The organism is Actinoplanes sp. NPDC051343, from assembly GCF_044455125.1.
In the GTDB taxonomy this organism is placed as follows: Bacteria; Actinomycetota; Actinomycetes; order Mycobacteriales; family Micromonosporaceae; genus Actinoplanes.
In genome coordinates, this window is the sequence record NZ_JBITEL010000004.1 from 224,775 (window position 1) to 239,402 (window position 14,628).

The 14,628-nt window shown below is 69.3% G+C and carries 15 protein-coding genes; 10 read left to right on the forward strand and 5 right to left on the reverse strand.

Annotated elements, in window-relative coordinates; genetic code table 11:
• The first annotated feature begins 84 nt into the window (after positions 1-84).
• From ACIA5C_RS15125 to ACIA5C_RS15160, 8 genes are all read left to right on the forward strand, one after another.
• Positions 85-774, forward strand: coding sequence for a hypothetical protein (locus tag ACIA5C_RS15125; RefSeq protein ID WP_396054727.1), 690 nt, complete (start codon positions 85-87; stop codon positions 772-774).
• A gap of 299 nt (positions 775-1,073) precedes the next feature.
• A complete protein-coding gene (gene rpsB, locus ACIA5C_RS15130; RefSeq protein ID WP_396054729.1) occupies positions 1,074-2,051 on the forward strand; it encodes a 30S ribosomal protein S2 in 978 nt (325 codons plus the stop codon).
• 75 nt (positions 2,052-2,126) lie between these two features.
• Positions 2,127-2,957, forward strand: a complete 831-nt coding sequence (gene tsf / locus ACIA5C_RS15135; protein WP_396054732.1) for a translation elongation factor Ts — start codon at positions 2,127-2,129, stop codon at positions 2,955-2,957.
• 105 nt (positions 2,958-3,062) lie between these two features.
• On the forward strand, positions 3,063-3,824 hold the full coding sequence (pyrH, locus tag ACIA5C_RS15140; RefSeq protein ID WP_396054735.1) for a UMP kinase: 762 nt from the start codon (positions 3,063-3,065) through the stop codon (positions 3,822-3,824).
• 94 nt (positions 3,825-3,918) lie between these two features.
• Positions 3,919-4,476: a ribosome recycling factor gene (frr, locus tag ACIA5C_RS15145; protein WP_396054737.1), complete on the forward strand. Its 558-nt coding sequence runs from the start codon at positions 3,919-3,921 to the stop codon at positions 4,474-4,476.
• The gene (locus ACIA5C_RS15150) at positions 4,476-5,516 is read left to right on the forward strand and encodes a phosphatidate cytidylyltransferase (RefSeq protein WP_396054739.1); all 1,041 of its coding nucleotides are present in this window, start codon (positions 4,476-4,478) and stop codon (positions 5,514-5,516) included. Before frr ends, ACIA5C_RS15150 begins: the two co-directional genes overlap by 1 nt.
• Before the next feature lie 43 nt (positions 5,517-5,559).
• Positions 5,560-6,738, forward strand: a complete 1,179-nt coding sequence (rlmN, locus tag ACIA5C_RS15155) for a 23S rRNA (adenine(2503)-C(2))-methyltransferase RlmN (RefSeq protein WP_396054741.1) — start codon at positions 5,560-5,562, stop codon at positions 6,736-6,738.
• Between the two features lie 37 nt (positions 6,739-6,775).
• Positions 6,776-8,044, forward strand: a complete 1,269-nt coding sequence (locus ACIA5C_RS15160) for a DivIVA domain-containing protein (RefSeq protein ID WP_396054743.1) — start codon at positions 6,776-6,778, stop codon at positions 8,042-8,044.
• 56 nt (positions 8,045-8,100) lie between these two features.
• On the opposite strand, the gene ACIA5C_RS15165 is transcribed toward ACIA5C_RS15160, so the two are convergent.
• A complete protein-coding gene (locus tag ACIA5C_RS15165; RefSeq protein WP_396054745.1) occupies positions 8,101-8,334 on the reverse strand; it encodes a DUF2631 domain-containing protein in 234 nt (77 codons plus the stop codon).
• A gap of 156 nt (positions 8,335-8,490) precedes the next feature.
• On the opposite strand from ACIA5C_RS15165, the gene ACIA5C_RS15170 reads away from it, so the two are divergent.
• The gene (locus ACIA5C_RS15170; protein WP_396054747.1) at positions 8,491-10,047 is read left to right on the forward strand and encodes a Rieske 2Fe-2S domain-containing protein; all 1,557 of its coding nucleotides are present in this window, start codon (positions 8,491-8,493) and stop codon (positions 10,045-10,047) included.
• A gap of 112 nt (positions 10,048-10,159) precedes the next feature.
• Here the strand turns inward: ACIA5C_RS15170 and ACIA5C_RS15175 are convergent, their stop codons facing one another.
• From ACIA5C_RS15175 to ACIA5C_RS15190, 4 genes are read right to left on the reverse strand one after another with little or no spacing between them, the layout of a single operon-like run.
• Positions 10,160-10,798 carry a hypothetical protein gene (locus ACIA5C_RS15175; RefSeq protein ID WP_396054749.1) on the reverse strand — a complete coding sequence of 213 codons (639 nt, stop codon included), beginning with the start codon at positions 10,796-10,798 and terminating at the stop codon, positions 10,160-10,162.
• Positions 10,795-10,959, reverse strand: a complete 165-nt coding sequence (locus ACIA5C_RS15180; protein WP_396054751.1) for a hypothetical protein — start codon at positions 10,957-10,959, stop codon at positions 10,795-10,797. The genes ACIA5C_RS15175 and ACIA5C_RS15180 overlap by 4 nt, the downstream gene beginning before the upstream one ends.
• A gap of 15 nt (positions 10,960-10,974) precedes the next feature.
• Complete coding sequence (locus ACIA5C_RS15185; protein WP_396054753.1) at positions 10,975-12,570, reverse strand: phytoene desaturase family protein; 1,596 nt, start codon at positions 12,568-12,570, stop codon at positions 10,975-10,977.
• A 32-nt stretch (positions 12,571-12,602) separates the two neighbouring features.
• Positions 12,603-13,406, reverse strand: a complete 804-nt coding sequence (locus ACIA5C_RS15190; protein WP_396054755.1) for a YhjD/YihY/BrkB family envelope integrity protein — start codon at positions 13,404-13,406, stop codon at positions 12,603-12,605.
• Between the two features lie 28 nt (positions 13,407-13,434).
• Between ACIA5C_RS15190 and dxr the strand changes: the two genes are divergently transcribed.
• Complete coding sequence (gene dxr, locus ACIA5C_RS15195) at positions 13,435-14,628, forward strand: 1-deoxy-D-xylulose-5-phosphate reductoisomerase (RefSeq protein WP_396054757.1); 1,194 nt, start codon at positions 13,435-13,437, stop codon at positions 14,626-14,628.

Consider the following 14,628-nt stretch of genomic DNA (forward strand, 5'->3'; position numbering starts at 1 on the left):
GTGGAAACTCGCCTGGTAACCCTTCTGGTGTGTTATGCCCCCAGCGGTAGCCAGCGAGTCCGCGGTCACCTACGGTGCGAGATCGTGGATGGACACCGTTACGCCGACGACTCCGAGCCGAGTTGGTACACCGGTAGTCAGTACGCCCGTTCGGCCGACTCCGATGTTTCCGGCTCACATGCCGTCGGTGGCACGACTGGAAGTGGGAGCGCCGCCTATGACTCCGGCGTTCACGAGCGCCCGAGCGGCGCCTTCCGCCTCCCCGAACAGCGTCCGTCCTACCCCTTGACCGATCCGCTGAGCACGACCGGCAGTCACGCGCTGCCGTCCGAGGCCTACGAGTCGGGCGGTCGCGTCCCGGTGCGGGGGCCGGAGTACCCGACCGTCCGCCCGACGGGCGCCACGGAGCGGCGGCGCACGCCGGTCGCCGAGCCGACCAGCCTGGTCCCGCCGGTCACCGCCCAGCCTCGCCCGGGGGACAGCGTCTACCAGACCCGGCGGACCGCGTCGTCGTTCGTCGTCGCGGCCGGCATGGTCGTGCTGACGATCCCGGTCGTCCGGCTGCTTCTTCAGGCGACTTTCACCGGCACCCCGTCGGCCCGCAACATCGTGCCGTCGGTGCTGCTCACGCTGGGTTTCGCGCTGACCGGCATCGGGTTGTTCGCGGTCGCTGGAAATCGCCCGCTCAACCGCGAGGCCTGGTTGCGGCCTCCGGTCGCCTATCTGCCGGCCGGTCTGCTCCTGCTGGTCGCCGCCGGCTTGGCGGTCGCTTAGGCTCCGCCTCAAAACCGACAAAACCCTTATAACCGTACGCCGTACGCCGTACGCGCGGTCGAGGGCGCGGCGGGCCGAATCGCGGCCTGGCGTATGCTGGTTTTCGGCGACCGCCTCGTGCGGCCGACCTCGCGTGCCCTCTGCCGGTTCTCTCATGAGGTTCAGACCCTTCATGAGGTCGGCAGCGACGGCCCTCCCTGGTCTCGATCATTTCGGGTCCGACTGCGGCCGGCGACCGGGCACCAGGACGCCTACCGCCGGTGGGCGTGACAACCAGGGATCCATAGGAGCACATCACCATGGCCGTCGTGACCATGCGTCAGCTGCTGGAAAGCGGTGTCCACTTCGGGCACCAGACCCGGCGCTGGAACCCGAAGATGAAGCGCTTCATCTTCACCGAGCGTAACGGCATCTACATCATCGACCTGCGCCAGACCCTCGAGTACATCGAGAAGGCCTACGCGTACGTGCGGGACACCGTCGCCGAGGGTGGTCACATCCTCTTCGTCGGCACCAAGAAGCAGGCGCAGGAAGCGATCGCCGAGCAGGCCACCCGCGTCGGTCAGCCGTACGTCAACCACCGCTGGCTGGGTGGCATGCTCACCAACTTCCAGACCGTTTACAAGCGGCTGCAGCGGATGAAGGAGCTCGAGGCTCTGGGCGACCTGAGCGGCACCGCCGCCGGGTACACCAAGAAGGAGACCCTCCAGCTCTCCCGCGAGAAGATCAAGCTCACCAAGACCCTCGGCGGTCTGCGGGACATGACGAAGGTGCCGTCGGCGATCTGGGTCGTCGACACCAAGAAGGAGCACATCGCCGTCGACGAGGCCCGCAAGCTGGGCATCCCGGTGATCGCGGTGCTCGACACCAACTGCGACCCGGACGAGGTCGACTTCCCGATCCCGGGCAACGACGACGCGATCCGCTCGGCCGAGCTGCTGACCCGGGTTGTGGCCGCGGCCGTCGCCGACGGTCTCATCGCCCGTTCCGGCCGCAACCGCGGTGACGTCGACGCGAAGCCCGAGCCGGGCACCGTCGCCGCCGGCGAGCCGCTGCCCGAGTGGGAGCGCGACCTCTACGAGGGCGCCGAGAAGAAGGCCGACGAGACCGAGGCCGCTCCGGCGGCTGCCGCGACCGCCCCGGCCGCTGTTGAGGCTGCGCCGGCCGAGGCCGCTCCGGTTGAGGCTGCTCCGGTTGAGGCTGCGCCGGCCGAGGCCGCTCCGGTCGAGGCTGTCCCGGCTGAGGCTGTCCCGGCCGAGGCCGTCACCGCCGAGTAAGTCCACTGGGTGTGTCCGGCCGCCGCGCGATCTTCGGGCGGCGGCCGGATCCTGAACTGACATCGAGAGAGAGTCATGGCTAACTACACCGCCGCGGACGTCAAGAAGCTCCGCGATCTGACCGGTGCCGGCATGATGGACTGCAAGAAGGCCCTCGACGAGGCCGACGGCGACTTCGACAAGGCCGTCGAGTTCCTCCGCATCAAGGGCGCGAAGGACGTCGGCAAGCGGGCCGGCCGTACCGCGGCCAACGGCATCGTGAGCCACTTCGGCAACGCGCTGCTCGAGCTCAACTGCGAGACCGACTTCGTCGCCAAGACCCCCGACTTCGTCGCGCTGGGCCAGCGGCTGGTCGAGTTCGGTGCGCAGAACAACCTCGCCGACGCCGCCGCCCTGTCGGCCGCGACCCTGCCCGACGGCAAGACGGTCGCGGACACGATCCAGGAATACAGCGCCCGGATCGGCGAGAAGATCGTTCTCAACCGCTTCGTGATCGTCGACGGCAACGTCGCGGTCTATCTGCACCGCAAGGCGCAGGACCTGCCGCCGCAGGTCGGCGTCCTGGTGCAGTACTCCGGCAAGTCGGACGAGGCGGCCGACGACGACGCCCGCGGCATCGGCATGCAGGTCGCCGCGATGCGCCCGAAGTACCTGAACCGTGACGAGGTTCCGTCCGAGGTCGTCGAGTCGGAGCGCCGCATCGCTGAGGAGACCGCCAAGGAGGAGGGCAAGCCCGAGAAGGCTCTGCCCAAGATCATCGAGGGTCGCGTGAACTCCTTCTTCAAGGACTTCGTGCTCCTCGAGCAGTCGTCGGTCATCGACAACAAGAAGACCGTCAAGCAGGTGGCCGCGGACGCCGGGCTGGAGATCACCCGGTTCGTCCGGTTCGAGGTCGGCCAGGAGTAAAGGCGACAGCTTTGGTGGCACGGGGAGGTCGGGAGCGCGATTCTGCGTCCGGCCTCCCCGTCACATAAGGTCTCTCTGCAGAGCGCGAAGGGAAAGGCGGCCCGCATGACGATGGTGACCGAGCAGGCAGTGGCGATCGACGATCCGGCTCCCGCGTCGCGGCGGCCGCGCCGAGTCGTACTGAAGCTTTCCGGCGAGGTGTTCGGCGGCGGCGCCGTCGGTGTCGACCCCGACGTCGTGCAGTCGCTGGCCCATCAGATCGCCACCGTCATCCGCCGTGGCATCCAGGTCGCGGTCGTCGTCGGCGGCGGCAACTTCTTCCGCGGCGCCGAGCTGCAGAAGCGCGGCATGGACCGCAACCGCGCCGACTACATGGGCATGCTCGGCACCGTGATGAACTGCCTGGCCCTGCAGGACTTCCTCGAGAAGGAGGGCATCGAGACGCGGGTGCAGACCGCGATCACGATGGCCCAGGTAGCCGAGCCCTACATCCCGCTCCGCGCGATCCGCCACCTCGAGAAGGGGCGCGCCGTGATCTTCGGAGCCGGCGCCGGCATGCCCTACTTCTCCACCGACACGGTGACCGCCCAGCGCGCGCTGGAGATCCACGCCGACATCGTGCTGATGAGCAAGAACGGTGTCGACGGCGTCTACACCGCCGACCCGCGGGTCGACCCGAACGCGCAGAAGCTGGAGCGGGCCACGTTCCAGGAGCTGCTGCAGCGGGGCCTGAAGGTGGCCGACCAGGCCGCGTTCAGCCTCTGCGAGGAAAACAATCTTCCGATGCTCGTCTTCGGTGCCGAGGGTGACGACACCATCGTCCGCGCGGTCAGCGGCGAGAAGATCGGTACCTTGATCACCGCCTGAGCTCCATCCAACCGCCCCGCCCGCCGCCCTTGAGCGGACTGAAGACTTATCCGTCCCCGTAGTACATAGAGAGCCAAGGAGGCGAGAAGAGCCGGTGATCGACGAAACCCTCTTCGAGGCCGAAGAAAAGATGGAGAGCGCGGTCGAGCACGCCAAGGAGGAGTTCGCCGCGATCCGCACCGGTCGCGCGACCCCGGCGATGTTCTCCAAGATCCTGGTCGACTACTACGGCGCGCCCACACCGGTGACGCAGATGGCCTCGGTCGGCGTCCCCGAGCCGCGCATGGTGATCGTGAAGCCCTACGACGCCTCCCAGCTCGGCCCGATCGAGCGCGCGATCCGCGACTCGGACCTCGGGGTCAACCCCAACAACGAGGGCACCCAGCTCCGCATCCACCTGCCGCAGATGACCGAGGAGCGTCGCCGCGACATGATCAAGGTGGCGCGCACCAAGGCGGAGGAGGGCCGGGTGGCCATCCGCAACATCCGCCGCAAGGCCAAGGAGCAGATCGACAAGCTCGTCAAGGACGGCGGGACCGGCGAGGACGAGGGCCGCCGCGCGGAGAAGGAGCTCGACGACACGACCCACAAGTACGTGTCGATCGTCGACGAGCTCGTCAAGCACAAGGAAACCGAGTTGCTCGAGGTCTGATGTCCTACCTCGATCCGCGTGCCGGACAGTCCGGCGACGACACGGGCGTGCCGGCCCCGTACGGGTACGGCGCGCCTGGCGCCGACGCCGCCCCGGCCTGGCACGCGGACGAGGCGGCGGTTCCGGCCGCCCGACCGGCCGGTGAGGCCGATGCCGAAGCCAAACCCAAGGGCAGGGCCAAGAGCAAGGGCAAGCGCCGGGCGTCCGGGAAGCCCAAGGGCAGCCGTGCCGGCCGCAACCTGCCTGCCGCCATCGCGGTCGGGGTCAGCCTCGTGCTGGTCGTCCTCGCCTCGCTGCTCATCTACCATCCGGCGTTCCTGGCGGTGATCGCCGTCGCGGCCGGCGTCGGGGTCTGGGAGATGGTTCAGGCCCTCAAGAAGAGCGGCGCCGACGCCCCGCTGATCCCGCTGCTCGCCGGCACCTTGCTGATGATCGGCCTGGCCTGGTTCGAGGGCCCGGACGCGCTGCTGCTCGGTCTGGCGGTCACCGTGCTCGCCTCGGTGATCTGGCGGATCGCCGACGGCGCGGCCGCCTTCCGGCGTGACTTCACCGCCAGCGTGCTGACCGCGGTCTACGTACCGTTCCTGCTCAGCTTCGGCGTCCTACTGGTGCTGTCCGACTCCGACGAGTTCACAGGCACCTGGCGGGTGCTCTGCACGCTCTTCGCGGTTGTGCTTTCCGACACCGGCGGTTACGCGGCCGGGGTCTTCCTGGGCAAGCACAAGATGGCGCCCAGCATCAGCCCGGGCAAGACCTGGGAGGGCTTCGCCGGTTCGATCTCGGCCGCCGCGATCGGCAGCGCCCTGCTGCTCTACTTCATCCTCGACATCCCGGCCTACTGGGGTCTGCTGTTCGGCGCCGTGCTCTCGGTCGTGGCCGTGATCGGCGACCTCGCCGAGTCGATGCTCAAGCGCGACCTCGGGGTCAAGGACATGAGCAACCTCCTCCCCGGGCACGGCGGGGTGATGGACCGGCTCGACTCGATCCTGTTCGCGGTGCCCACGGCTTATCTCCTATTCGCCCTGATCGCGGCCAACTAGCCATGCGTGACCGATCGGGTGAGCGTGGGAGACTGGATAAGCCATGACGATTCTTCCGGTCATCCCGACCAGCCCCGACCAGCCCGACGCAGTTAAAACCCGCCGCCGGCCTACGATGCCCCCGCGCCACCTCGCCGACCTCGACCTGGCCGCCCGCAAGGAGGCCGTGACCACGCTCGGCGAGCCCGCGTTCCGGGCCAAGCAGATCTCGACCCACTACTTCGGCCGTCTCGTGCGTGACGCCGAGGCGATGACCGATCTGCCGGCCGCGACTCGGGCCCGGCTCGCCGGCGATCTGCTTCCGACGCTGCTCACCCCGGTCACCGAACTGGCCTGCGACGACGGCGCGACCCGCAAGACCCTGTGGCGGCTGCACGACGGTGCGCTGGTCGAGAGCGTGCTGATGGGCTACCCCGATCGAGTGACGGCCTGCGTCTCCAGTCAGGCCGGATGCGGCATGGCCTGTCCGTTCTGCGCGACGGGTCAGCAGGGCCTGACTCGAAACCTGTCGATCGCCGAGATCGTCGATCAGGTGGTCTATCTGGCCGGCGTGGCCGCCTCGGGTGCGGTCACCGGCTCGCCGCCGCGGCTGTCCCGGGTCGTCTTCATGGGCATGGGTGAGCCGCTCGCGAACTATCCGCGGGTGATCGAGGCCGTCCGGCGGCTCATCGCACCGGCTCCGGAGGGCCTCGGCCTTTCACAACGGCACATCACGGTCTCGACCGTGGGCCTGGTGCCCGCAATGCGTCGATTGATCGCCGAAGAGCTGTCCGTGACTCTTGCGCTGTCCCTGCACGCCCCCGATGATGATCTGCGCGATGAGCTAGTGCCTGTCAACCAGCGTTGGAAGGTGGCCGAGGTGCTCGATGCCGCGTTCGACTACGCGGCGCAGACCGGGCGGCGGATCAGCATCGAATACGCCCTGATCAGGGACGTAAACGATCAGCCCTGGCGTGCCGACCTACTCGGTCGGCTGCTACGCGGCAAGCTGGCGCATGTGAATCTGATCCCACTCAACCCGACCCCGGGTAGTAAGTGGGATGCGAGCCCGAAACCGGTGGAGCGGGAGTTCGTCCGGCGCCTGCGTGAGGCGGGCGTGGCGACCACGGTCCGCGACACCCGGGGCCGGGAGATCGACGGAGCGTGCGGCCAGCTGGCCGCGAGCGAGGTCACGGAGGCGGGCGCTGGGGGCGCCGCCACCATCGCGGAGGTGGCACAGTGACTGGGCGGACGACCCAGCGAGGAAAGTGGGAGACGTTGTGAGTAGTCAGGGGCAGCGTTTCCGCCGGCGTGCGCTTCGGCGCGGCTACAAGGTCGACGAGGTCGACAGCTTCCTCGACCGCGTGGAGGCCACCTTGTCGGGCGAGTCGGTCGGCCCGCCGGTCGGCGCCCAGGAGGTGCACGACGTCGTCTTCCGCGTGCGCTTCGGCGGCTACGACGAGTGGCAGGTCGACCTGCACCTCGACCGGGTGGAGCGCCAGCTGGCCGAGTTCGAGGACCGGCGCGGCGGCAACGACCCGATGCGCGACTCGATGCGCGGTGGCCTGACCACCGGCAGCATCGCCGGCGCCGGCATGGGCAGCCGCGGCATGGAGAACACCGGCAACGTCATGGGCAACCGTGGCATGGAAAACAGCGGCAACGTCCTCGGGCCCGGCCCGGGCATGGGCAGCCGCGCGATGGACCCGCAGGGCATGGGCCCCGGCCCCGGCATGGGTCCCGGTCCGGGCATGGGTCCTGGCCCCGGCATGGGTCCCGGCGGCCCGGGCCCCGGCATGGGTCCCGGCCCGGGTGGCCGGATGGCTCCGCCGACCGAGCGGCTCCCCGCCCCGATGCGCGACGACCGGATGCCCCCGCAGATGCCTCAGCGCCAGCCGATGCAGCAGCAGGACCCGTACGGCCGCTACGAGGAGCCCCCGCCGTACGGCCAGCAGCCCCCGCAACCGCAGCAGCAGATGCCGCAGCGTGGTCTGCCGCCGGGCGGTGGCTACGACCAGGGCTACGACAACACCGGCGGTTTCGAGAACACCGGTGGCTTCGAGAACACGGGTGGCTTCGAAAACACGGGTGGCTTCGACGGGTTCGAGGCCGGCCGCCACGGTAAAACCGACATGACCGCCGAAATCCGCATGCCCCGCGAGGACATGCGCGGCGGCTACGGCGGTCCGCCGATGGGTGGACCCCCCAACGCGCCGATGAGCGAGGCGCCGATGAGCGGCGCCGGCGGCTACGGCCCGCCGCAGCCGCAGATGCCTCCGCTGATGGGTGAGCCGGGCGGCGAGCTGCACCGGGTCGACCAGTTGCGGCGCACGTTCCAGCCGCGGCGGTTCGGCAGCGGTTACGACCCGATGCAGGTGGATCGGCTGTTCGAGGGCATCCTCCAGGCCATGACCGGGCGGGGCCCCATGCCCGTACCGGAAAATGAGCTGGACATGCTGCAGTTCGGTCTTGTCCCGGGGGGTTATTTCGAGGCCGAGGTGGATGCCGCCCTGCGTGAGGTGAAAGACATCCTCATGCGGCACCGCTAGGCGAAGCAGACGAGAAAGGCCCGCCGATCGGCGGGCCTTTCTCGTTGGGGCCTGGCTTACTGGTCGTTGGCCTTGAGGCCGTTGCGGCGGAGCACCACATCGGCGATCACGGCGCCGACCAGCGCGAGTGCGAAGAGCACCAGGAACACGTTTTCCGTGTTGCCTTCGTGGTTGCCCCAGAAGAACAGCAGCATGACGACGGCCGTGCCGAGCGCGCCGATGCGGGCCATCTTGCGATTGCCCGGCTTGAGCTGGTCGGGGGCGTAGACCGGGTCCGATTCAGCAGACACGCCTTTTGTCCTTCCTCGAAGGCGATCACGTAGGTCTTCAGTCTCGCACGTCGGCTCCGGGCGCGGACCGGGGCCTGCCACAACCCGAAATTCATCAGGAGGACCCGGACCGGGTACCTTCGAGGCCGTCGAACGACGAACGAGAAGGGACCCACTGTGCGGATCACGGGCACCGGCCACGCGAGCATGCGGATCGACACGTCCGCCGGCAGCATTCTGTGCGACCCGTGGGTCAACCCGGCCTATTTCGCCTCATGGTTCCCGTTCCCCGACAACTCGCAGCTCGACTGGGAGACCCTCGGCGACGTCGACTACCTCTACGTCTCCCACCTGCACCGGGACCACTTCGACGCCCAGCACCTGAAGCAGTTCATCAGCAAGAAGGCGACAGTCCTCCTGCCGGAATACCCGACGAGTCAGCTCGAGGACGAGTTGCGTGAGCTGGGCTTCACGAAGTTCTTCAAGACCGTCTCCAACCAGGTGCACGAGCTCGACGGCGGGCTCAAAATCATGATCCAGGCGCTGACCAGCCCGACCGACGGGCCGATCGGCGACAGCTCACTCTGGGTCGAGCACGACGGCGTCCGCGTGCTCAACCAGAACGACGCCCGACCGACCGACCTGACCACCTTCGCCGAGCTGGGCCACGTGCACGCGCACATGCTGCAGTTCTCCGGCGCCATTTGGTACCCGATGGTCTATGAGCTGCCCGAGGGTGCCAAGACGGCCTTCGGCAAGCAGAAGCGCGACCGCCAGTTCGACCGCACGTGGCGCTACATCGACGACCTGAAGGCCGACCACGTCTTCCCGATCGCCGGCCCGCCGTGCTTCCTCGACGACACGTTGTGGCAGTTCAACGACATTTTCGGCGACGAGGGCAACATCTTCCCCGACCAGTCGGTCTTCCTGTCCGAGTACGCCAAGGTCGGCGGCACCAACGGCATCGTCCTGCTGCCCGGCTCGGTGACCGAATTGTCGGAAAAAGCGGCGACGACCGAACACCCGACGGACGTCGACGAGTACTTCAAAAACAAAAAGCAGCACCTCGAGGAGATGCGCGACCGCAAGGCCCCGATCATCGCGGCCGAGAAGGCGTCCTGGCGGCACCCCGAGATCGACGTGCTCGGCGAGCTCAAGAAGCGCATCGAGCCGCTCCTCGAAGAGTCGATCTACATGGCCAACGGGGTCGGCGGCCCGGTCCGCTTCGACCTCACCGACAGTGACGGCCCCGACGGCGAGGTCGTCGAGTCGATCGTCGTCGACTTCCCCGGCAAGCAGGTCCGCCCCTACGCCGACGAGAAGGTCCGCTACCGCTTCAAGACCGGCCGCGCCCTGATCGAGCACCTGATCCACATCGACGAGGGCGACTGGGTCAACTCGCTGTTCCTGTCCTGCCGCTTCTCGGCCGCCCGCATCGGCCAATACAACGAGTTCGTCTACGCCTTCTTCAAGTGCCTCTCCGAGGAGCGGCTGCAGTACGCCGAGGGCTGGTACGACGAGCACGAACGCGCCGTCGAAGCCGAGGACACCCAACTCGGCGACTGGACGGTGCAGCGCCGCTGCCCCCACCTCAAGGCCGACCTCAGCCGCTTCGGCATCGTCGACGGCAACGTACTGACCTGCCAGCTCCACGGCTGGAAGTTCGACCTCCCCACCGGCAAATGCCTGACCAGCGTCGGCCACAAGATCAGGGCCGACAAGACCGGGTCGTAGCTCGCTGCGGGGTGCGGACCGTCGCTCACGCCGAGGGCCCGGCCGGGGCGAGCAGGGCGCTGGCGCGCCCGGAACGCTCACCCCGCCCGGGCGACCTGCGTGAGTGGCTGAACTAACTTCGGGGTGGTTTGATCCGCGGCGTCCAGTGCAGGTTCTCGTCCGCCGAGAGGCAGCCGCCGGAGTCGTCGGACACGAAGATGCGGTCGGTGCGGCCCGGCTTCACGTAGATCGGCGCCGATGTGTCCTGGCCGGGGATCTCGCTGTCGTCCCCGTCCGCGATCTTCTTGTCGGCCAGATCCTGGTCGATGTCGACCGTGCAGCCGACCGTGCCGTTCGGCTTGTAGTACATCTCCAGGGAGAACCGGACCCGCTGCGTCCGGGTGCCGGTGTTGCGCACGACGAGCGTCCCGCCCCAGAAGGACTCGACGCCGGGGATGCACGTCAAGGGTGCGACGGCACACGAGATGAAGTTGGAGTCGAGATCCGAGGCGTCGACGATCGACCACGACGCGTGGTAGTCGGCGCCCGTCGGCCCGGCGTCGCCGGTCAGCCCCTTGGCGCCGGCTTCACCCACCGCGCCGGCCACCGTGGAGTCCGCTCCGGGGGCTCCGGGAGCACCGGCAGCGCCCGGGGCACCCTGCGCCCCGGCGGGACCGACTCCGGCGACACCGGCGACGGCCACACCGGAGGCGACGCCGCAGCCGACGGCCCCGGCCACCACCGTCGCGGCCAGTTTCAGTGGGAGGATCACGACGCCGACCCGGCCGCGCCGCGCGGACCGCGGTCACCCTTCGTGCCCTGCGGGCCGACCGGACCCTGCGGCCCGTTCGATCCGGCCGGGCCCTGCACGCCGGCGACACCGGGCGTGCCGGCGGTGCCGCGTGCGCCGTGCGGACCGAAGCCGGCGATCATGGTTTAGGACAGGTCTCAGCGGCCGAGGTCCTTGAGGATGCGCTTGGCCGCGTTGTGGCCCGCGGCGCCGATCACGCTACCGGCCGGATGGGCGCCGGCCGAGCCCGCATAGAGGCCGTCCAGGCCGGTGAAGTACGGCATGCGCTCGTTGAAGGCGACCGTGTTGTCGACGTGGTGGATGTGGCCGCCGGTGATGCCGAAGTGTTCCTCGATGCCGGGCGGGGTCAGCGGCATCATGTCGGCGACCAGGTCGGACGTGCCCGGGGCGTAGCGGTCGCAGATCGACAGCAGCTGCGAGACGTAGCCGGGCAGCGCGTCGGTCCACGTCGTGCCGGTCAGGGAGTACGGCACGGACTGCACGAACAGCGCCGACGAGTGGTGTCCGGCCTCGTCCTGCAGCGACGGGTCGACGGTGGTGTGGACGTACCACTCGATGGTCGGCTCGGCGGGTAACCGACCGGCCTGGACGTCCTCCCACATGCCGCGCAGGGCGGCCATCGGCGACTCCGAGGAGGCCCCGGCCAGCCCGGCCGAGCCCGGCAGCAGGTGGATCGTGGAGCCGTACGGTGACGGGGCGCCCGAGGGCAGGCAGGAGAACTGCGGCAGCTCACGCAGCGCGAGGTTGACCTTCAGCGTGGTGCCGGTCCGCCGCACCGCCTCCATGCGGGACGTCAGGGCGGCCGGCAGCGCACCCGAAGGCACCAGCGACATCAACTGGTAGGGATCGCAGCTGCCCAGCACGACCGACGCGCGCAGAACACGACCATCGGCCAGCACGACCCCGCTGGCGGCTCCGCCGTCGACCGTTACCGCCGAGACCGGTGACGAGGTGAACAGCCGGGCGCCGGCCGCGGCCGCGGCGGCCGCGAACGTGCCGGAGACCGTGCCCATCCCGCCGCGGGCGATCATCCAGGTGCCGTCGGCGTCCGGCAGCCGGCACATGTTGTGCACGAGGAAGTTGTGCCCGGTGCCCGGGTCGTCGGGGCCCGCGTTGAGTCCGCTGAGGCCGTCGGTCACCGCGTACATGCTGGTCAGCAGCTCGCTCTTGAACCCGAAGCGGGCCAGGTAGTCGGCGACCGAACCGCGTACGAGATCGATGAAGGTGCTTTGCAGAGCGGGCCGGATGTGCCGGTCCGCGATCTCCTCGACGGTGCCCGGTTCTTCGAGCCAGGCCGGCGCGAGGTCGGACCGCAGGGCGCCGATCTCGATCGACAGGGCTTCCTCGGCGGCGATGTCGCGGGGGTCGAAGAAGCGTTCCATCTGCGCCCGCATCGACGAGCGGTCGCGCCCGAACAGCAGGTAGGGCGAGCCGGCCGGGCCGGGTGTGGGCAGGAAGTAGTGCGGGTCGCGGCGCAGCACCGAGATGTCGACGTCGAGCGTGCGCAGCAGCTCGGGGGGCATCAGGCCGAGAAGGTAGGACCCGGTGGACTGCCCGAGGCCGGGCACCCGACCGAAGGGGTGCTCGGTGCGGGTGGCGCCGCCGAGCACGTCGGCGGCCTCGAGCACGACGACGTCGAGCCCGGCCCGGGCGAGCAGCACCGCGGAGACCAGACCGTTGTGGCCGGATCCGATGATCACCACGTCGGCGTGAGTGGGGTAGTCGTGCTCCATGGCGAGCAAGCGTAGCGAGTATTGCCCGGGTGTTACGCCGGTGAATGGGACGGGCGGTTACGCAAGTAGTTGCTTGCGCTGAGTGTGGCCGCATATCCGGCGAGCAGGATGACGTGGAACATGTACAGCCAGAGGCCGACGGCAACCGTTCCGCCGATCCCGGTGAAGCCGCCGAACGGGGCGCCGAGGTTGAGCGGGAGCGAGCAGAACAGCACGAAGCCGTGCAGGAAGCCGGAGAGGTTGGCGGCGGTGAACGATCCGACGGCGAGCGCGGCGGGCCAGGCGGGACGGTCCGGGGCGACGTACCGGTAGACCCAGACGACCACCGGGGTCAGGAGCAGCCAGGCGGCGAGGAACGACAGGACGACCCCGAGAACCGAGTACCAGCCGCCGCGTACCCATAAAGCGCTGGTTGTCGGAAGCGCAAGGAACATCGCCAGCAGCAGGGCCGGCGCGGCCGCCAACGGCGGCAGCCAGAGCAGGCGGCCACGCCAGCCGACGAACGACTCCGGGTTGTCGCGCAGCGACACGAACGCCCGCCGGAGCCCTTCGCCGTAGAAGGTGGCCGGCAGCAGGCTGGCCAGCGCGAAGACCGGCGTCAGGTGGAGCCCGGCATCGATCACCGCGCCCAGAGCCCGCGGCGCGCCGATCTCGTCCGGCAGTGCCGCGATGGTGTGCCCGGTGAGCCGCCGGACCCGGTCGGCGCCGACCAGAGCGCCGCTCACCCAGATCGCGAGCAGCGCGATCGGTACCACGGCGATTCCCCCATAAAACGTCACGGCAGCGGCCCGTAGTGCCACGTCACGGCCCTGCAACGGCTTCAGCCACCCCCACATGGCCTAGCCATACCCACTTCGCGGGAAGATGGGCGCCATGCGTGACCTCGTTCTGCTCGGCTCGACCGGATCCATCGGAACTCAGGCCATCGACATCGTGAAGCGCAACCCCGACCGGTTCCGGGTGGTGGCCCTCGGTGCCGGCGGCGGCAACGTGGAGCTGCTCGCGGCTCAGGCGCTCGAGCTCGGCGTCGATGTGGTCGGCGTGGCCCACGCGTCGACCGTGCAGGACCTGCAGCTCGCCTTCTACGGCGTGGCGCAGAAGCGCGGCTACGCCACCGGCGACTTCAAGATCCCGCGGATCGTGGCCGGCCCCGACGCGATGGCCGAGCTGGCGCGGGTGCCGTGTGACGTCGTTCTCAACGGGGTGGTCGGCAGTCTGGGCCTCGCGCCGACGCTCGCCGCGCTCAAGGCCGGCCGCATTCTCGCGCTGGCCAACAAGGAGTCGCTGGTCGCGGGCGGTCCGCTGGTGCGCCGGGCGGCCAAGCCGGGCCAGATCGTGCCGGTCGACTCCGAGCACTCGGCGCTCGCCCAGTGCCTGCGAGGCGGCACCCGCGAGGAGGTACGGCGGCTGATTCTGACCGCGAGCGGCGGGGCGTTCCGCGGCCGGCGCCGCGAGGAACTGGCCCACGTCACCGTCGAGGATGCGCTCAAGCACCCGACGTGGGACATGGGCCCGGTCGTCACGATCAACACGGCGACGATGGTGAACAAGGGTCTCGAGGTGATCGAGGCGCACGAGTTGTTCGGGGTGCCGTACGACGACATCGAGGTGATGGTGCACCCCCAGTCTTATCTGCACTCGATGGTCGAGTTCACCGACGGTTCGACGCTCGCCCAGACCAGCCCGCCCGACATGCGCCTGCCGATCGCGCTCGCCCTAGCCTGGCCGGAGCGGGTGCCGCAGGCCGCGGCGGGCGTCGACTGGCGCGAGGCGCACAACTGGGAGCTGCGCCCGCTCGACGAGGACGCGTTCCCGGCGGTCCGGCTGGCCAAGGAGGCGGGTCGCACCGGCGCCTGCCGCCCGGCGATCTACAACGCGGCCAACGAGGAGTGCGTGGCGGCTTTCGTGTCCGGTCGGCTACCTTTTCTGGGCATCGTCGACACCCTGGAGCGGGTGCTCGCGGCGGCCCCGGACTTTGCCGAACCGGGTACCGTCGACGACGTGCTTGCCGCGGAGGCGTGGGCGCGTGCCCAGGCCCGACACGTGATCGGAGCCTGA